Origin of the sequence: Sphingomonas sp. PL-96 (assembly GCF_020707215.1) — a bacterium.
Taxonomy (GTDB): Bacteria; Pseudomonadota; Alphaproteobacteria; order Sphingomonadales; family Sphingomonadaceae; genus Sphingomonas.
The window spans coordinates 71,968-90,597 of the sequence record NZ_JAJFET010000002.1 but is presented as its reverse complement, the minus strand read 5'-3'; the positions used below and the strand labels follow the sequence as shown (position 1 = coordinate 90,597).

General features: G+C 67.2%; 16 protein-coding genes. 5 read left to right on the top strand and 11 right to left on the bottom strand.

What is annotated here, in order from left to right:
• Position 1 precedes the first annotated feature (1 nt).
• The 3 genes from LK533_RS05845 to LK533_RS05835 all read right to left on the bottom strand — a co-directional run bounded on the left by LK533_RS05845 (position 2) and on the right by LK533_RS05835 (position 4,643).
• Positions 2 to 2,347, bottom strand: a complete 2,346-nt coding sequence (locus LK533_RS05845) for a sensor histidine kinase (RefSeq protein ID WP_229361847.1) — start codon at positions 2,345 to 2,347, stop codon at positions 2 to 4.
• 178 nt (positions 2,348 to 2,525) lie between these two features.
• On the bottom strand, positions 2,526 to 3,932 hold the full coding sequence (gene ahcY, locus LK533_RS05840; protein WP_229361846.1) for an adenosylhomocysteinase: 1,407 nt from the start codon (positions 3,930 to 3,932) through the stop codon (positions 2,526 to 2,528).
• 150 nt (positions 3,933 to 4,082) lie between these two features.
• Positions 4,083 to 4,643, bottom strand: coding sequence for a YqgE/AlgH family protein (locus LK533_RS05835; RefSeq protein ID WP_229361845.1), 561 nt, complete (start codon positions 4,641 to 4,643; stop codon positions 4,083 to 4,085).
• A gap of 114 nt (positions 4,644 to 4,757) precedes the next feature.
• Between LK533_RS05835 and LK533_RS05830 the strand changes: the two genes are divergently transcribed.
• The 3 genes from LK533_RS05830 (at position 4,758) to LK533_RS05820 (ending at position 7,273) form a co-directional block, all read left to right on the top strand.
• On the top strand, positions 4,758 to 5,240 hold the full coding sequence (locus LK533_RS05830; RefSeq protein WP_229361844.1) for a peroxiredoxin: 483 nt from the start codon (positions 4,758 to 4,760) through the stop codon (positions 5,238 to 5,240).
• A gap of 86 nt (positions 5,241 to 5,326) precedes the next feature.
• On the top strand, positions 5,327 to 5,713 hold the full coding sequence (locus LK533_RS05825) for a hypothetical protein (protein WP_229361843.1): 387 nt from the start codon (positions 5,327 to 5,329) through the stop codon (positions 5,711 to 5,713).
• A gap of 123 nt (positions 5,714 to 5,836) precedes the next feature.
• Entirely contained in the window at positions 5,837 to 7,273 is a 1,437-nt protein-coding gene (locus LK533_RS05820; protein WP_229361842.1) for an AMP nucleosidase, read from the top strand.
• A gap of 18 nt (positions 7,274 to 7,291) precedes the next feature.
• Here the strand turns inward: LK533_RS05820 and LK533_RS05815 are convergent, their stop codons facing one another.
• The 4 genes from LK533_RS05815 to LK533_RS05800 are packed head-to-tail and all read right to left on the bottom strand — an operon-like array spanning position 7,292 to position 11,105.
• Complete coding sequence (locus LK533_RS05815; RefSeq protein WP_229361841.1) at positions 7,292 to 8,029, bottom strand: SIMPL domain-containing protein; 738 nt, start codon at positions 8,027 to 8,029, stop codon at positions 7,292 to 7,294.
• Positions 8,026 to 9,864 carry a M2 family metallopeptidase gene (locus LK533_RS05810; RefSeq protein ID WP_229361840.1) on the bottom strand — a complete coding sequence of 613 codons (1,839 nt, stop codon included), beginning with the start codon at positions 9,862 to 9,864 and terminating at the stop codon, positions 8,026 to 8,028. Before LK533_RS05810 ends, LK533_RS05815 begins: the two co-directional genes overlap by 4 nt.
• A gap of 55 nt (positions 9,865 to 9,919) precedes the next feature.
• Positions 9,920 to 10,681, bottom strand: coding sequence for an alpha/beta fold hydrolase (locus LK533_RS05805; RefSeq protein WP_229361839.1), 762 nt, complete (start codon positions 10,679 to 10,681; stop codon positions 9,920 to 9,922).
• Positions 10,662 to 11,105 (bottom strand): GFA family protein, encoded by a 444-nt coding sequence (locus LK533_RS05800; RefSeq protein WP_229361838.1) that lies wholly within the window; start codon positions 11,103 to 11,105, stop codon positions 10,662 to 10,664. The genes LK533_RS05805 and LK533_RS05800 overlap by 20 nt, the downstream gene beginning before the upstream one ends.
• 149 nt (positions 11,106 to 11,254) lie before the next feature.
• Here LK533_RS05800 and LK533_RS05795 point away from each other — a divergent pair, with 149 nt between their 5' ends.
• Together LK533_RS05795 and LK533_RS05790 are read left to right on the top strand one after the other, a co-directional pair.
• On the top strand, positions 11,255 to 12,895 hold the full coding sequence (locus LK533_RS05795; protein ID WP_229361837.1) for a M28 family peptidase: 1,641 nt from the start codon (positions 11,255 to 11,257) through the stop codon (positions 12,893 to 12,895).
• Between the two features lie 308 nt (positions 12,896 to 13,203).
• The gene (locus LK533_RS05790) at positions 13,204 to 13,827 is read left to right on the top strand and encodes a YitT family protein (RefSeq protein WP_229361836.1); all 624 of its coding nucleotides are present in this window, start codon (positions 13,204 to 13,206) and stop codon (positions 13,825 to 13,827) included.
• A gap of 118 nt (positions 13,828 to 13,945) precedes the next feature.
• Here LK533_RS05790 and LK533_RS05785 read toward each other — a convergent pair whose 3' ends face one another.
• The 4 genes from LK533_RS05785 to trmD form a co-directional block, all read right to left on the bottom strand.
• Complete coding sequence (locus LK533_RS05785; protein WP_229361835.1) at positions 13,946 to 14,974, bottom strand: aspartate-semialdehyde dehydrogenase; 1,029 nt, start codon at positions 14,972 to 14,974, stop codon at positions 13,946 to 13,948.
• A 65-nt stretch (positions 14,975 to 15,039) separates the two neighbouring features.
• Positions 15,040 to 17,274, bottom strand: coding sequence for a DPP IV N-terminal domain-containing protein (locus tag LK533_RS05780; RefSeq protein ID WP_420705825.1), 2,235 nt, complete (start codon positions 17,272 to 17,274; stop codon positions 15,040 to 15,042).
• Between the two features lie 229 nt (positions 17,275 to 17,503).
• Entirely contained in the window at positions 17,504 to 17,896 is a 393-nt protein-coding gene (gene rplS / locus LK533_RS05775) for a 50S ribosomal protein L19 (protein ID WP_229361833.1), read from the bottom strand.
• 1 nt (position 17,897) lies between these two features.
• Positions 17,898 to 18,629, bottom strand: a complete 732-nt coding sequence (trmD, locus tag LK533_RS05770) for a tRNA (guanosine(37)-N1)-methyltransferase TrmD (RefSeq protein ID WP_229361832.1) — start codon at positions 18,627 to 18,629, stop codon at positions 17,898 to 17,900.
• Between the last annotated feature and the right edge of the window lies 1 nt (position 18,630).

Here is an 18,630-nt window from a genome sequence, read left to right as displayed (position 1 = left end):
GTCATCCGCGGGGCAGCTCGATCGTCAACAATGTCCCCGCGCCCTTTTCCGACACCAGCTCGATGGTGCCACCATGCGCCTCGACGATGCGCCGCGCGAGCGGCAGGCCGAGGCCGAGCGCGCGTTCGCCACGGCGCAGCGCGCCGCCGGGTGCGAACCGGTCGAGCGCGTGCGCGGCCGCATCGGCGTCCATGCCGGGACCATCGTCGGACACGATGATGCGCGCCGCCTCCGCATCGCCATCGGCGTGCAGCAAGACCCGGCCGCGATCGCGTGTGCCGGCGATGGCATGATCGAGCAGATGGCGGACGGCCTGGCCGATCCGGCGCGGATCCCCGACCATGCTGCCGACAGAGGGCGCGATCTCCACCACCAGCTCGATCCGCTTGGCAGCGGCCGCGGCCAGCATCTCGGCGGCCATCGCCTCTGCCAGCGGCGCCAGCTCGATCTCGCCCCGCTGGAGCGGAGCGCCTTCGCTCGCCGTGAGGTCGAGCACGTCGTCGATCAACTCGCCCAGGCGATCGACCGACTCCAGAATGGCGCCAGTGTAGCGCGTGCCATCTTCGCTGAGCTTGCCCGCATAGCCGCCGTGCAGCATCTCGGTAAAACCCTTGATCGAGGTAAGCGGCGTGCGCAGTTCGTAGCTCATTGCGGCCAGGAACGCGGTCTTGGTGCGGTCGCCCGCCTCCAACGCCTCGTTGCGGTCGCGCAGCGCCTGTTCGATGCGGCGGCTGTCAGAAATGTCGAGCATCGTCAGCAGCGCATTGCCATCGGGCAGCGGCACCGCCCCGAACTCATAGTGCCGGCCATCGGCCATCGCGAAATGGCCGCCGCGCTGGATGCGCTGGACGGTGGCGAAGCGGATCAGCTCTGGGATCAGCACGGCGCGCGACGGGTTGGCGAGCATCGGCGCCGCACGCTCGGCCAGTGCATCGACGCGCGGATGGTCGTTCAGGAACGCTTCCTCCAGACCCCAGAGCTGTCGGAACTTGCTGTTCCAAAGCTGCAGCCGGCCGTCGGCGGAGAACACGCCCAGCGCCTCGAACAGATTGTCGAAGGTCGCGGTCCGCACCCGCAGCAGCGTGTCGCGCGCACTCGCCAGCTGGACCTGCTCGGTGCGATCCTCGAAGATCAGCAGCAGGCCGCCTTCGGGCAGCGGCTGGGCCACGACGCGCAGATAGGTTCCGCCTGGCAGGTGCCACGGCTCCTCCACCGCCTCGGCGGCGCGGAACCAGGCGCGGCGCTCCTGCTTCCAGCCCGGGAAGTCGCGCACCTCGGGCAGGCGCTTGGCCTCGCGCATGCGTTCGAGCACCCGGTCGAACTCGGGCCGGTCCGCCAGCCACTCGCCGCGCATGCCAAAGATGCGGCGGAACGGCTGGTTGCAGAAGTCGAGCGAGCGGTCCGCGCCGAACTGCACCACGCCTGCCGAAAGCCGGTCGAGCACCGCGCGCTGGGCGGCGCGCGAGCGCTTCATGCCCGTGCGAACTTCTTCCACGTCGTGGATGTCGACCGCGAAGCCGGCGATTCCGCCCTCCGGCAGGGGCACGTCGTGGACGCGCAGCATGCGCCGCGCTCCGCCGATCGTCGCGGGCATGACCGTCGCCTGCGGCTGGCTGGTGTCGCGCGCGATCAGCGCGCTGCCAAGCGGCCCGCCCATGCCGTCGCCGTCGACCAGTTCGGCCTGGCGCGACAGGACTTCGCGCGCGTCGAACGCATCGACCGCCCGCACATAGGCGGAATTGACCATCGCCAGCCGCAGGTCGCCGTCCCGATACCACATCGGCATTGGCGCCGCCTCGATCAGCCCGGACAGGGCATCGAAGCCGGTGCGATATTCCTCGATCTCGCGCGACAGGGTGCCGATTTCGGCCTGGGACTCGGTCGCGTCGAAGAACCACACCAACGCGCCGCCATGCGGCTCCAGCGAAGCCGGCGCACGCTCGCCAACCGCCGTCAGCGTCCGCGCCGCGCCACGGGCGCGCACTTCGATGCGGAACGGGCGCGCAGCGCGCTGCGCCCCGCCGATCTCGCGCAGCAGCGCCTCGGCGCTGGGCGGGTCGAGACCCTCGTCCATCCCGGTCAGGTCGGCGAGCGTCTGCGGCATCGCCGACAGCCCCAGCCACTCCGCCAGCAGCGGGGGCATTTCGACGCGCCCGTCGGCCCGCACCAGCATCGCCTGTGCGGGCGCGGCGTGCACCAGCGTCGCGTCGATCGCCGCCGCCCGGATTCCCGCTCGCGCACGCCGGCGCAGCAGCAGTCCGGCCGCCAGCATCCACACGGCCGCGATCAGCACCAGTGCCAGAACCGCCCCGGCAAGGATCGCCGAGACGGGGTTCAAGATGATCATCGCCGCGAGCGTTCCCGCGGCCGGTCGAAGCAGCCTGCCTTCATCCCCCGCGGTCTAGGCGATCTGACCGACAAGCGCCATGCGCACCGCAGCACTCGCGCGTCGCTTCGTCGCGCACGAAAAAGGGCGAGGTGCATGACACCTCGCCCTCCCAGCGTTCACCCGAGGGTGCGTCCGCTTAGTAGCGATAATGGTCCGGCTTGAACGGACCCTCGACCGGCACGCCGATGTAGTCGGCCTGCTTCTGGCTGAGCTTGGACAGCTTCACGCCCAGCTTTTCCAGGTGCAGCGCCGCGACCTTCTCGTCGAGGTGCTTGGGCAGGACGTACACTTCGTTCTTGTACTTGTCGGCACCGGTCCAAAGCTCGATCTGTGCCAGCACCTGGTTGGTGAAGGACGAGGACATGACGAACGACGGGTGGCCGGTCGCGCAGCCCAGGTTCACCAGGCGGCCCTTGGCGAGGACGATGATCTTCTTGCCGTCGGCAAATTCGACCTCGTCGACCTGCGGCTTGATCTCGGTCCACTTCAGGTTGTTGAGGCCCGCGATCTGGATCTCGCTGTCGAAGTGGCCGATGTTGCAGACGATCGCCATGTTCTTCATCGCGCGCATGTGGTCGAGCGTGATGACGTCGGCGTTGCCGGTTGCGGTCACGAAGATGTCGGCGCGCTTGGCAGCGTCCTCCATCGTCACGACCTCATAGCCTTCCATCGCCGCCTGCAGTGCGCAGATCGGATCGACTTCGGTTACCAGCACGCGCGCGCCGCCGTTGCGCAGCGACGCCGCCGAACCCTTGCCCACGTCGCCGAAGCCGGCGACGCATGCCACCTTGCCGGCGAGCATGACGTCGGTGGCGCGACGGATCGCGTCGACCAGCGATTCCTTGCAGCCATAGAGGTTGTCGAACTTCGACTTGGTGACCGAGTCGTTGACGTTGATCGCCGGGAACGGGAGCTTGCCCTGCTTGGCGAGCTCATAGAGGCGGTGGACGCCGGTGGTGGTCTCTTCCGACACGCCCTTGATGTTCTGGACGGTCTTGGTGAGGTAGCCCGGACGCTCCTTGAGGAAGCGCTGCAGCGTGGCGACGAAGATCTCTTCCTCTTCGTTGGACGGCGTGAACAGCGTCTCGCCCGCCTCGACGCGCGCGCCCCACAGCGCGAACATGGTCGCGTCGCCGCCGTCGTCCAGGATCATGTTGCAGGTGGTGTCCTGCCCCCAGTCGAAGATGCGGACGACATAGTCCCAATATTCCTCCAGCGTCTCGCCCTTCACGGCGAACACCGGGATGCCCGACGCGGCGATCGCGGCGGCGGCATGGTCCTGGGTCGAGAAGATGTTGCACGATGCCCAGCGCAGCTCGGCGCCGAGCTTCGCCAGCGTCTCGATCAGCACGGCGGTCTGGATCGTCATGTGCAGCGAGCCGGTGATGCGCGCGCCCTTCAGCGGCTGCGATGCGCCGAATTCCTCGACCAGCGACATGAGGCCGGGCATCTCGGTCTCGGCGATCTCGATTTCCTTGCGGCCGAAGCCCGCGAGGTTGATGTCCTTGATGACGTAATCCTGGGTGTCGAGCACGGTGGCCACGCTTTGTCTCCTGTCGAACCGGCGCGCCGGACCCGGCGCGCGACATACTCCGCGCCCTACCCGACCGGCCTGCGAGGTGCAATCAGCTATATAAAGAGTTCTTTATATGTGCATCCTGAACGGACGCGAAGTTGCCCCAGCGGGCGGTGATCAAGCCGTCCCGGCCGAGGATACGAGCAGTCGCGGATCGATGCCGGCCGAGGTGAATCCATGGCTCCAGCGGTCGGCGGCCGGCACGTCATAGATGAGCGAGGGATCGGCCGCGGTGTTGAACCAGCCGTTGCCGGACAATTCGCCTTCCAGCTGCCCGCCTTCCCAGCCGGCAAAGCCCAGCGCCACCAGGAACTGCTGGGGACCCACGCCCTCTGCAATCGCGCGCAGCACGTCGATCGTGCCGGACAGCGACCAGCGTCCGGCCACGTCGATCGTGTCTTGGCCGCCCCAGTCCTTGCTGTGCAGCACGAAGCCGCGCCTGGGCTCCACGGGTCCTCCCAGATGCACCGGCCGGTCGGGAACCAGATCGGTCCGCAACTCGAACTGGCGCAAGAGGTCGTGAAGCCCCAGACCGTCGACTTCGTTGCCGATTCCGACCCCCATGGCGCCGTTCTCGTCATGCGCGCAGATCGCGATGACCGCATGTTCAAACCGCGGGTCGCCGATGCCCGGCATCGCCAACAGAAACTGCCCGACCAGAAACGCTGTGTTATCCATATCTTGAGGACATAGCGCGCCCGACCATGCTTCGCCACCGCTTGAAAGTTGCTGGAGCCGGGCCATAGCTGGCTGGCGCCGCGCCGCCCTGGCGCGCGTACGACGGAGAACCGCATGACCATCCAAGTGGGCGACCGCCTGCCCGCCTCCACGCTCGCCAAGATGACCGCCGACGGCCCCGAGCAGGTCGATGCCGACAGCTATTTCCAAGGTCGCCGCGTGATCCTGTTCTCCGTTCCGGGCGCCTTCACCCCGACCTGCTCCGCACGCCACCTCCCCGGCTTCATCGACAAGGCGGCGGACCTGCGTGCCAAGGGCATCGATGAAATCGCCTGCACCGCCGTCAACGACGTGTTCGTGATGAAGGCCTGGGCCGAGACGAGCGGCGTGGGCGACAGGATCACCATGCTGGCAGACGGCAACGGCACCTTTGCGCGCGCGATCGGACTGGAGCTGGACGGATCGAAGTTCGGCATGGGGCTTCGCGGCCAGCGCTATGCGATGGTGGTGAACGACGGCGTGGTCGAGGCGCTGCACGTCGAGGAGCCGGGCGAGTTCCGCGTGAGTTCGGCCGAGCATCTGCTCGACACGCTTTGAGCCTTGGCGGCAGGTCGGAACCCGTGCTGGCCGCACGAGTTGGTTTCCTCGTTACGCAACCACATTGATCGAATGGGAGGCACGCGATGAACGCAACGACCAGCACCAGCACGACCGACACCAACAGCAACGAAGCCGAAAAGACGAGCTTCGCCGACAAGGCGCACGTCCAGCTCGACAAGAGCAAGGAAGCCGTTGCCGGCGCGGCCGCGCGCAGCAAGGAAGCGATCAGCGGCGCGACCAAGAGCACCACGGCTGCCGTGAAGCAGAACCCGGGCACCACGGCGGCCATCGTCGCGGGCGCGGCTGCGGCGATCGCGGGTGCGGCGTTCGGTGCCTCCAAGCTGCTGGACAAGAAGAAGGCGGCCTCCAAGACCAAGTCGACCGGCGGCACCTCGGGTGGCAGCAGCGCCAACGGCACCAAGTCGACGGCCAGCAAGAGCACTGGCAACACTAAGTCGGCCAGCAAGTAACGCGACGCGCGCGACCCGCGCGCGCCGAATCCGGCCGCCGATGCCTCACGATGGGCGTCGGCGGTTCGCGACAATGCTGGCCCGACACTTGCGCCCTGGCCCCAAACGCTTTAGCGGCAGAGGATGACGCAAGCCTCAGACATCGTCGATCGTCTGGATCGACTCTACAATGCTTCCGTGGATCGGCTTCGGGGCGCCTTGGACACCTATCTGCGCGATCGGACCCCGCCGCCGAGTTCCGCGCGGCTGGACGGCTCTTTCGCCTATCCCGAGCTCCGGCTCAGCTACCGCGGCGGTGGCGACCTGCCGACGCCGATGCGCTCGTTCGCACGCCTCAATGTGCCCGGCGACTATCGAATCACCGTCACCCGGCCGGCGATGTTCTCCGACTATCTGGTCGAGCAGCTGTCGCTGATCATGGAAAGCCATGACGTCGAGGTGAGCATTGCGCCGAGTCGCCAGGAGATCCCGTTTCCATATGTGCTCGACGCCGGCCACGCGCTGAGCCTGGACCAGGTGACGGCGGCCGAACTCGCCCGCCACTTCCCGGCCACCGAACTCGCCCATATCGGCGACGAGATCGCGGACGGGCTGTGGATCGACGCCGACGGCAACCGCCCGCTGGCGCTCTTCGACGGGCTGCGCACCGACTTCTCGCTCGCGCGGCTGCGTCATTATACCGGCACCCCGCCCGAGCACATCCAGCGCTATGTGCTGTTCACCAACTATCACCGCTATGTCGACGAGTTCGTCCGCTGGGCCTGTTCACAGCTGGGCGAGGGCAGCCGCTACACGGGCGTGTCGGGCGCCGGCGGGCTGATGATGACCGCGGGCGACGACATCGACAAGCTGGTGACCGACAGCGCGTGGCGGCGGCACCAGATGCCGGCCTATCACCTGATGGCGCCGGATCGCAGCGGCATCACGCTGGTCAACATCGGCGTCGGTCCCTCCAACGCCAAGACGATCTGCGATCACCTCGCCGTCATGCGGCCGGAGGCATGGCTGATGATCGGCCATTGCGGCGGCCTGCGCCCCAGCCAGCGGATCGGCGACTATGTGCTCGCCCACGCCTATCTGCGCGACGATCACATCCTGGACGACGTGCTGCCGCCCGAAATCCCGGTCCCCGCGATCGCCGAGGTGCAGCAGGCGCTGGCGCGTGCCGCCGAGACGGTGTCCGGCCAGTCTGGCGACGAACTCAAGCGGCGGCTGCGCACCGGCACCATCGTCACCACGGACGATCGCAACTGGGAACTGCAATTCTCCCGCTCGGCGCTGCGCTTCTCGCTCAGCCGCGCGGTGGGCATCGACATGGAGTCGGCGACGATCGCGGCGCAGGGGTATCGCTTCCGCGTTCCCTATGGGACGCTGCTCTGCGTCTCCGACAAGCCGCTGCATGGCGAACTCAAGCTGCCGGGCCAGGCCAACCGCTTCTACGAGCGCGCGATCAACGAGCACATGCGCATCGGCATCGAAACCTGCGAGGAACTGCGCCGCGAAGGCAATCGCCTCCACAGCCGCAAGCTCCGCGCGTTCAACGAGCCGCCGTTCCGGTAAGGTGCCGCTGGCGCCGCCTCAGCGCGGCGCCAGCGCGAAGTCAATCCAGACTCGCGTCATGATGCTCTGCTCGCCAGGAGCCAGCACCGGAAGCACCTTGCTGCGGCGCACGGCGCCGGTGACGACGATTTCCTGCCCCTCGCCGCCCGAGGCGGAACGTTCGCTGACCCGCAGCACCCGCACAACGCGCAGGTTGAGCGCTGCGGCATAGTCCTGTGCCTGCTGCTGCGCCTTCCGGATTGCATCGGCACGGGAGGCGCGGACCAGCGGCGCGGCATCCGCGAACGCGAAGTTCGGCCCATCGACCTCGGTGGCTCCCGCCTCGATCAGCGCCGCTACAGCCTTCTCCGCCACCGGCAGGGGCATCTCGTGCAGCGAAAACCGGCTGGTCGCGCGATAGCCGATCACCTCCTCGGTGTCGTTGCCGTCGCGGTCGTGGCGGTAGCGGGGTCGCACCGACAGGTCGCTGGTGCGCAACGCTGCGGCCTGTACGCCAGCAGTCGCTGCCGCCGCGGCGAGCCGTGCGCTGGCGCCAGCATTCGCCTCCATCGCCGCGGCCGGCGTGGTGCCGGGCGTATCCACGGCAACCGTGAAGCTCGCCCGGTCGGGTACGCCCCACGTCTCCCCAAGGCTCTGCACCTCCAGCAGGGTCTCGCCCGATTGCAGGGTTGCAGCAGCTCCTTGCGGCTGGGCGGCGGCGGGCTGGATGCCCGCTGCCGCCGCCGAGAATGCCAACGCCAGGAGAGCCGACCTCACCATCCCTTGGGCTTGCCCTTGTTCTGCTGGTCGAGCCACGTCTTCAACGGCGCGAAATAATCCACCATCGCCTTGCCGCTCATCTTGCGGGTGCCGGTGAACGCCTCCAGCGCCTCGGGCCAGGGCTTGGACGCGCCCATCTCCAGCATCTTGTTCAGCCGCGCGCCGACCTCCTTGTTGCCGAAGAAGGAGCAGCGGTGGAGCGGCCCCTTCCAACCGGCCTGGTCGCACGCCGCCTTGTAGAACTGGAACTGGAGGATGCGCGCCAGGAAATAGCGCGCGTACGGCGTGTTGCCCGGAATGTGGAACTTGGCGCCCGGATCGAAGCGTGTCTCGTCGCGCGCCACCGGCGGCACCACGCCCTGATACTGCAGGCGCAGCGCGTCCCAGCCCTTCTGGTAGCCGCCGGTTGGAATCTCGCCCGAGAAGACGCCCCAGCGCCACTTGTCCATCAGCAGGCCGAACGGCAGGAACGCGACCTTGTCCATCGCCTGGCGCAGCAGCAGGCCGATGTCCTTGTCGGCGCCCGGCACCTGCGCACGATCGAGCAGGTTGATGTTGACCAGATAGTCCGGCGTGATCGACAGCGCGACAAAATCGCCGATCGCCTCGTGGAAGCCGTCGTTCGCACCGTTCAGATACAGCATCGGCTGCTTGTTGTAGGCGCGCTGATAGTAATTATGGCCGAGCTCGTGGTGGATGGTGACGAAGTCGTCGGATGCCACCTTGGTGCACATCTTGATGCGCAGGTCGTCCTTGTTGTCGATGTCCCAGGCCGATGCGTGGCAGATCACTTCGCGGTCCGCGGGCTTCACGATCTGCGAACGCTGCCAGAAGGTTTGGGGCAGCGGTGCGAAGCCGAGCGACGAGTAGAAGTTCTCGCCCGCCTTCACCATCTTGACCGCGTCGTAGTTCTTGGCCTTCAGCAGGTCGCCGATGTCATAGCCCAGGTCGCCCGCTCCCTTGGGCGCGACCACGTCATAGATGTTGCCCCATTCCTGCGCCCACATGTTGCCGAGCAGGTCGGCGCGGATCGGGCCGGTCTTGGACTGGACGGCGTCACCGTACTTCTCGTTGAGCTTCCAGCGGACATAGGTGTGGAGCGACAGGTAAAGCGGCTCGACTTCCTTCCACAGCGCGTCGGCCATCTGCGCGAACTGCTCGGGCGGCATGTCATAGCCCGAGCGCCACATCGCGCCGACGTCCGCAAAGCCGAGCTCCTCGGCGCCCTGGTTGGCGATGCCCACCATCTGGGCATAGTCCTGCCGCATGGGCGCGCCGACATTGTCGTGCCAGCTGACCCACATCTCCTTCAGCTCATTGGGATCGCGGCTGCTGCCCATCGCCGCCTCGATGTCCGATCCGTTGATCGGCTGGCCGCCCTTCGTGCCGCGGCCCTTGCCGTAGGAGGAGGCCATGCGGGTGGCGAGATCCGACAGCTGCTGTGCAGCACCCGGGCGGGTCGGTGCGGGAAGCGTCAGCCCGTTCTTCATGATGTCGAGCTTGCGGCGGGTGTCGTAGGACAGCCCCTTCACAGCGTCGAACTTCGCCGCCTCCAGCGCATAGCGCACGCCCATCTCGGTGCCGATCGCGCCCGACTTGGCGGCAAGCGCGTCGGTGTCGTCGGTGATGTAGGTCGCGTTCACCCAGGCGATGCGCGCCGCGTCGACGGAGAAGTCGGCCATTTCCTTTTCGGCGCGCGCGACCAGCGCATCGGCATCGGCCGCTGTCGGCGCAGTGGTGGCCGGCGCGGCGGGCCCAGTCTGGGCAAGGGCCGGCGCGGCGGCGGCGAGCGACAGGGCGACGGCAAGCGTCGAGGCAGCGGTACGGAACATGAAACCCCCGGGGTCGGAACGAAGGCGCCAGACTGCGCCCCCGCCCCGCCCGGGGTCAAGCGCCGAGGAAGTCGGCGATCGCCTGTCCCAGCTCCGGCTTGGTCACCGCGCTCATGTGCCCGCCGGGCACTTCGCGTAGCGTGGCGTTGGGCAGCAGCGCGGCAAGCGCCGCATGGCTGCCGTTGTCGCTGTCCTCTTCGCCCGCGACGACCAGGGTCGGCTGGGCGATCGCGGCGATTTCCTCACGCGACGTGTCGACAAAGGTGTCGAGGATACCGAGCAGCGCGACCGGATCGCCCTTAGTCGTCTTCAGGAACGCCTCGGCCAGCCATTCCGGCGTGCCGCGCTCGTGCTGCCCCAAGTTGGTGAGGATGTTGCGGAAATGCCCAGCCCGGCCGCTGGTGCCGGTCAGCCCCTCGAGTCCCATGCCCGCAACCACCAGCTTTGTCGGGGTGGCGCCCCGCGCAACCATCCGCACCGCCGTCCGCCCGCCCAGCGAATAGCCGGCGAGGTCATAGTCGTTGAGGCCGAGGTGCGCGACCAATGCCTCGCCGTCCAGCGCCAGCGCGTCGGGCGGATAGGCGGAGGGATCGTGCGGCCGCGCGCTCTGCCCGTGCGCGCGCAGGTCCGGCATGATCACGCGATAGCTCTTGGCCGCGATCTTCGCCGCATGGCCGTAGCGGATCCAGTTGGTGTGGGCGTCGCTGAAATAGCCGTGGATCAGCAGCAGCGGGCGGCCCGCGCCGCCCTCGTGCCACGCGATCTCGGTACCGTCGAAGCTTTGAAAGCGGTGCGTCTCAGTCGGGAAGTCTGCCAAGGGTTTTCATCCACCTGTCGCGCGTGGCCGGGTTCTCGTCGGCGCGATATTCGGGCAGGCCGCGCGTGTCGAGCCATTGCGGGTGCCAGCTCTCCACCCCGAAATGGTGGCGCGGCTGGAAGCGGCCGGGCGTATCGAAGCTGCCGATCGTCAAGTCGAGGTTGTCGCCGTCGGGGAACTCGAAGGTCAGCGGGGTGCCGCAGTCGCGGCAAAAGCCGCGGTTCGCGATCGGGGAGGATGCGTAGCGGTCCGGCTCGCGCTCCCATGCAACGTCTGCCTTCTTCACATTCTTGAACGCGATCGACACGCCGCCGGTCGCGCGCTGGCACATGCGGCAGTGGCACAGATAGGCATCGTCGTCGTGGATGGTGACGCGATAGCGCACCCGTCCGCACTGGCATCCGCCGGAAACCGTCTCCTGCATCGCATCTCTCCCTCTGTTCCGGCTTGCTGCACCTCGACATTGTCGGACGCTTCGGCATCATGCGGGGCAAGGGCGTCCGCCCTGCCCGCCGTTCGTCGCTTCGCACAGGAGTCGTTCCACCCATGCCGTTCCATTTTTCGCGCCCTTCGATGCGCCTGCTCGTGCTCGCAGCATTGATCGGCACCGCGCCTGCTGCGTTCGCGGCTCCGGCCAAGAAGCCCGCCTTCGACATCGCGCGGGTCACCAACGACATCCGGACACTCGCCAGCGACGAATATGAAGGCCGAGGCCCCGCCACCCGCGCTGAGACCAAGACGATCGACTACATCGCCGCCCAGTTCAAGGCGGCGGGGCTGAAGCCGGCCGGAGACAAGGGCAGCTTCTTCCAGGACGTGCCGCTGCTGCGCTCCGACATCGTCGGCACGCCCAGCCTGGCGATGGCGATCGGCGGCACCGCCCGTACGCTGACCCAGGGCGATCAGATCGCCGTGCGCGCCGCCTCGACCGGCCAGACCTCGGTCAAGCTCGACCAGATACCGCTGGTGTTCGTCGGCTATGGCGTGAAGGCGCCCGAGCGCAACTGGGACGACTTCAAGGGCGTCGATCTCAAGGGCAAGATCCTGGTCGTGCTGGTCAACGACCCCGATTTCGAGGGCGGCGAAGGTGATTTCGGCGGCAAGCTGATGACCTATTATGGCCGCTGGACCTACAAGTATGAGGAAGCCGCGCGTCAGGGCGCGGCCGGCGTGCTGGTGATCCACGAGAGCGAGCCTGCTTCCTACGGCTGGGCCACGGTCAAGAACTCCAACACCAACACCATGTTCGACATCGTCCGCGCCGATCCGACGCAGGCGCACACGCCGATGGAGGGCTGGATCCAGAAGGATCTGGCGGCCCAGCTGTTCCAGGCATCCGGCACCAGCCTCGAGGCGGCCAAGGCGGCGGCGCGCAAGGCGGACTTCCGCCCGATGCCGCTCAAGGCGACCATGACCGCGAACTATCAGGTGAAGCCGGAGGTCATCACCTCGCACAATGTCGCGGCCGTCCTGCCCGGCAGCCGCCACCCGGACGAAACGGTGATCTATTCGGCGCACTGGGACCATCTGGGCGTTGGCGCGGCAGACGCGAAGGGCGACACCATCTACAATGGCGCGCTCGACAATGCCTCGGGCGTGGCCGCGCTGCTCGAGCTCGCCCGCGCCTATGGCACGGGTCCCAAGCCCGACCGCTCGGTGCTGTTCCTGGCCGTAACGGCGGAGGAAAAGGGGCTGCTCGGCTCCGAATATTATGCGGCCAATCCGCTGCGCCCCCTCGCCACCACGGTCGGCGCGATCAACATGGACGGACCGTTTGCGGTCGAAAAGACCAGCGACTTCAGCATCTCGGGCGCGGCCAAGCTCGACCTGCTCACCATGCTGACCGAGGAAGCCGGCAAGTTCGGCCGCCACTATACGCCCGACGCGCGACCGGAGGCGGGCAGCTTCTACCGCTCCGATCACTTCCCCTTCGCCAAGCGGGGCGTGCCGGCAATCTCCTATGACGCGGGCCAGGAGTTGGTGAACGGCGGCGCCGCGCGCGGCAAGGAACTGGCCGATCTCTACACGCGCGACCGCTATCACCAGCCGGCCGACGAATATGATGCGAGCTGGAACACCGGCAGCTGGCAGGGAGACCTGACCCTGCTCTACAATCTCGGCGACCGCCTGGCGAACAGCCGCGTCTGGCCGAACTGGTCCGCGGACAGCGAGTTCCGCGCCACGCGTGAGGAAAGCGCATCGCAGCGCAAGTAAAGGTGGAGGTTCGGGAGCGGCTGGCCACCGCTCCCCCCGCGACCCGCGGACATCCCATGGACGCCGCGCCGGGCCCGCGATAGGGGCCGCGTCGAAACAGACGCTTTGGGAGAGGCGCAACCTGCCTTGAGCAGGATGACTGCACGTGGAACCGTTCGTACTGAGCTGCGACTGGGCGTGTCGAAGGGCCGTGTCGAAGCACCGATTGCGGTCCTTCGATGTGCCATTCCGACTTCGCGCGATGGCACTTCAGGACGAGCGGCTACACGCAACGTCATCAGGCTTCCGGCTCCTTTCGAAAGCTCTTGATGACGTCTGCCCGCCGCCCCCGCCCCGACGGCATCCCGCACAGCCGTGCGGAGGATCTTTATGCGATGTTCGTCGGCTGCACGCTGCTGGTGCTGGGGCTGGTGTTCCTGAAGGCGGCAGGACTGGTGACGGGCGGCATCGCAGGGGTTGCGCTGCTCGTCTCCTATTTGGTGCCGCTGCCCCCGGGGGTGCTGTTCACGATCATCAACCTCCCCTTCTTCGCGTTCGCCTGGAAGGTGATGGGCGCGCGTTTCACCCTGCGCTCGATCGCCGTGAACGCCGGCATCGCGCTGTTCTCGGCGATCCGGCCCTATGCCTTTGACGTCAGCAACGTGCACCCGCTGTTTGCAGCGCTGGTGGGCGGGACCGTGATCGGCATGGGGATCCTGTCGCTCGCCCGCCATGACGCTGCCGTGGGCGGCACCGGCGTGCTGACGCTATGGCTGCAGCGCGAACGCGGCTGGAACGCCGGCCGTACCCAGATCGCGCTCGACGTCGTCATCCTGGCGCTGGCGATCCCGGTAGTCTCGGCCGAGCGGCTGGGGTGGTCGATCCTCAGCGCTGCCGCCATCAGCGGCATCCTGATCGCCTGGCACCGGCCGGGTCGCTACACGGGATATTGAGCGACCCGTGTTCCCGCGCAGGCGGGAAGCCGGGGCCAAGCAGAACGTCGCACCTCAGGCGCGTGGAACCCTGGGCTCCCGCCTGCGCGGGAGCCCGAGCACGGGCGCGGTACCGCTCTTAATCCGCCTTCTTCAAGTGCCGGCGGCCGAGCAGCTCGGCGATCTGCACCGCGTTCAGCGCCGCGCCCTTGCGCAGATTGTCGCTCACGCACCACAGCGCCAGGCCGTTGTCGACGGTCGAATCCTCGCGGACGCGGCTGATATAGGTCGCGAACTCGCCGACGCATTCGATCGGCGTGATGTAGCCGCCGTCCTCGCGCTTATCGACCAGCATGACGCCGGGCGCTTCGCGCAGGATGTTCTGCGCTTCCTCGGCCGAGATCTCGTTCTCGAATTCGATGTTGATCGCTTCCGAATGGCCGACAAACACCGGCACGCGCACGCAGGTCGCGACCACCTTGATCTTGGTGTCGAGGATCTTCTTGGTCTCGACCACCATCTTCCACTCTTCCTTGGTCGAACCGTCGTCCAGGAAGCTGTCGATGTGCGGGATCACGTTGAAGGCGATCTGCTTGGTGAACTTCTTCGCTTCGGCCGGATCGCCGACAAAGATGTTGCGGCTCTGCTCGAACAGCTCGTCCATGCCGGCCTTGCCCGCGCCCGACACCGATTGGTAAGTCGCGACGACCACGCGCTTGATCTTGGCGGCGTCATGCAGCGGCTTCAACGCCACCACCATCTGCGCGGTCGAGCAGTTCGGGTTCGCAATGATGTTCTTCGCGCGATAGCCGTCGATCGCCTCCGGGTTCACCTCGGGCACGATCAGCGGCACGTCCGGGTCCATGCGGTACAGCGACGAATTGTCGATCACCGTGCAGCCGGCGGCGGCGAACTTGGGCGCATAGACCTTGGTGGCTTCGGAGCCGATCGCGAACAGCGCCATGTCCCAGCCGGTGGCATCGAAATGCTCGATGTTCTGGATCTTGTACTGCTTGCCGGTCTCGCCGAAATCGACCGTGTCGCCGACCGACCGCGACGAGGCGAGCACCGCCAGCTCGTCAATCGGAAACTCGCGTTCCGCCAGGATGTTGAGCATCTCGCGCCCGACATTGCCCGTCGCGCCCGCGACCACCACCCGATACCCCATCACTCACTCCACTCGCATGCAATGCCGCGGCGCTAGACCTTCTCGCGCGCCGCGGCAACCAAGCGTTACTTTCCTGCCGCCTCCTGCGGCTTTGGCGCAACAACATTGCGGTCGAGGAACGACAGGATCGTCTTCCAAAGATGCTCGCTCACCCCCGGTCCGCCCACCCGGTGGGTGTTGCCGGGGTAGAACATCATCTCGAACGGCGTCGCCGTGCGCTGCATCTCGGCGGCGAACAGCGTCGAGTTATCGAGGAAGACATTGTCGTCGGCCATGCCGTGGATCAGCAGCAGCGGATCGCGGATCTTCGACGCCTCCGTCACCACGCTCGATCCGGCATAGCTCTGCGGATCGGTGCGCGGATCGCCCAGGTAGCGCTCGGTGTAATGCGTGTCATACAGGCCCCAGTCGGTGACCGGCGCCCCCGCCACTGCCGCTGCATAGACGCCCGGCGTCTTCTCCAGCATCTTGAGCGACATGTACCCGCCATAGGACCAGCCATAGGTCGCGATCTTGGCCGGATCCACGAACGGCAGCGTCTTGAGATAGTTGGCGCCCGCCAGCTGGTCCTCGACCTCGACCGTGCCCATCGCGTGATAGATCTGGTTCTCGAACGCCGTGCCGCGGTTGTACGAGCCGCGATTGTCGATCTGGAAGAAGATCCAGCCCTGGTCGACCAGATACTGCGGCAGCGCCCCCTGCCAGCCGCGAGTCACCTGCTGTCCGGTGCCGGGGCCGCCATAATGCTGGAAGAACACGGGATATTTCTTGCCCGGCTCCAGCGGCGGCGTGATCATCTCCCAGTGCAGCGTCGATCCGTCGGCGGCCTTGATCGTGCCGAACTGGGTCTCCCGGTGGCTGGCCGCGAACGGATAATAGGGGTGGTCCGGCGCAATCGCATTCTCGTTGACCCAGGCGATCCGCTTGCCGGTGACGTCGGCGAGATACACCTGCGCCGGCTGGCCGGGGTTGGAGCGCGTGATCAGGAAGCGGCTCGCCGCACCGTCCATGGTCGCACCGTTCCACCAGCCCTTCTCCGTGAGCCGGGTGACGCTGCCCGGCCGCTTGAGGTCGAGCGCATAGAGGTGCTGCTCGAGCACATCATCCTTGTTGCCGGTGAAGAACAGCCGTCCCTTGGCCTCGTCCACGCCGACCAGCGCCTGGACGACCCAGTCGCCCTTGGTCAGCTGCGTCCACTTGCCCGCCTTCCAGCGGTAGAGATGGCCGAAGCCGTCGCGCTCGGACCGCCAGATGAGGCTCCCGTCCTGCATCACGCGATAGGCGTCGGACAGGTTGATCCAGCTGCGCTCGCCTGCCGTCTCGGTGAACAGCACCGTCGACTTGCCCGTGGCGGGGTCGACCCGCAGCATGTCGAGCCGCTTCTGGTCGCGGGTCTGGCGCTGGACCAGCATCGCCGAGCCGTCCGGCAGCCAGTCGACGCGGGCGAGATAGATGTCCGGATCGCTCCCCAGGTCGACCTTCACCTTGCCCGAGCCGTCCGGCTTCAGGACATAGAGGTCGACCAGGGCGTTGGGGGTGCCCGCCGCCGGGTAGCGCTGGTCATAAACCTTGGTCCCGGTGGCGCCGATCGCGGCACGGCTGAACACCTTGACCGGCGCCTCGTCGAAGCGCTCGACCGCGATGTAGCGCTCGTCGGGCGACCACCAATAGCCGGTGGTGCGGTGCATTTCCTCCTGCGCGACGAACTCGGCCTCACCGAAGTGGACGGTGCCCGCGCCTTCGGTCGTCACTGCCTGGGCGGCCCCGCCGGCGAGCGGCTGCACGAAGACATTCTGGTCGCGCACGAAGCTCACGAAGCGACCCTTGGGGCTCACCAGCGGGTTGAGCTCGCCCGCCTGGGTCTCGGTCAGCCGGCGGACCTGCCCGTCCAGCGTCGCGAGGAACAGGTCGCCGTCCAGCGGAACCAGGATCGACCGACCATCGGGCGCGAAGTCATAGGCGACGATGCCCTGCGACCCTGCGATGCGCGCCCGCTCGCGCTGCATCTTCTCGGCCTCCGAAAGCTCGGCGCCCGATCCCACCTTCTTGGAATCGACCAGCATCCGCCATTCGCCGCTGGTCGTGTCCATCGCCCAGAGGTCGAAGCGCTCCTTCTCGTCCGACCGGTTGCGCAGCACGGTCACATAGCGGCCGTCGGGCGAGATCTGCAGGTTGCGCGGCGCCGTGCCGTTCAAGTCGGGGCTGGCGAACACGCGCGCGAGCGTCAGCGTCTGCTGCGCGTCGCGGGCCGCCTGCGTCACCGCCGGGGGCTGCGGCGCCTGCGCCAGATCAGCGGCCATGGCAGCGGTTCCACTCGACAGCATCGCAACGCCCAACACCCATTTCAACATCCCGCCGCATCTCCGTGGAACGCACCTGCGGACGCAGGCGCCAGGCCCGCGTTATCGCGACCCCGGTCCCTCGGGTAAAGCACGGACGAACCAAAGAAAACGGCGCGCACGCAAAAGGGGGCGCGGGAAGCTCTCGCCTCCCACGCCCCTCTCAAGCGGTGCCGATGGCGCCGGCCGATTACTCGGCGGCAGCAGCCTTGTCGGACGGACGCGGATCGCGACGCTCGGCGATACGCGCCGACTTGCCGGTGCGGCCACGCAGATAATAGAGCTTCGCACGACGCACCACACCGCGACGCACGACCTCGATCGAGTCGATGTTCGGCGAGTACAGCGGGAAGACGCGCTCGACGCCCTCACCGAAGCTGATCTTGCGGACGGTGAACGACGAGCCCATGCCCTTGTTCGAACGCGCGATGCACACGCCTTCGTAGTTCTGGACGCGCTTGCGCTCGCCTTCGACGACCTTCACGCCAACGCGCAGCGTGTCGCCCGCGCGGAATTCCGGAATCTTGTTCGCCTCGTTGAACTTGGCGATCTGCTCGGCTTCGAGCGTCTGGATGAGGTTCATGTCAGTCTTCCTCGTCATGTCGCCGCGCGCCAGAGGGAGGTCGGACCCGAGCGCCCTCATGGCGCTCCCACAGATCCGGCCTCCGTAGCCGTGTATCGACCTCGGACCTGTGCTTTCGCCAGGCCGCGATCTTCGCATGATCCCCCGATCGCAGCACTTCGGGGATCGTGCGCCCTTCCCATGTCACTGGTCGGGTATATTGCGGATATTCGAGCAGCCCCGTTTCGAAGCTCTCGTCATCCCCGCTGGAAGCGGCGCCCATTACGCCGGGGAGCAGTCGAATGCAAGCATCGAGCAGCACCAGCGCGCCCATCTCGCCGCCCGACAGGACATAGTCGCCGATCGACACGAGCTCGATGTCGCGTGCTTCGAACAGCCGCTCGTCATAGCCCTCGAAGCGCCCGCACAGCACGGTGACCCCCGGCCCTTGCGCCAGTGCCCGCACCCGTTGCTGGTCGAGCGGGCGACCGCGCGGGCTCATAGCGATCACCGGACGGTCGTCGGCGACGCTGTCGAGCGCGGCGGCAAGCACGTCGGCGCGCATCACCATCCCCGCCCCGCCGCCGGCCGGCGTGTCGTCCACCGAGCGGTGCTTGTCGGTGGCAAAGTCGCGAATCTGCACCGTTTCCAGCGACCAGCGTTCCTCGCGCAGCGCACGGCCGGCAAGCGAAGTGCCGAGTGGGCCGGGAAACATCTCCGGGTAAAGCGTTAGGACGGTAGCGGCAAAGGTCATG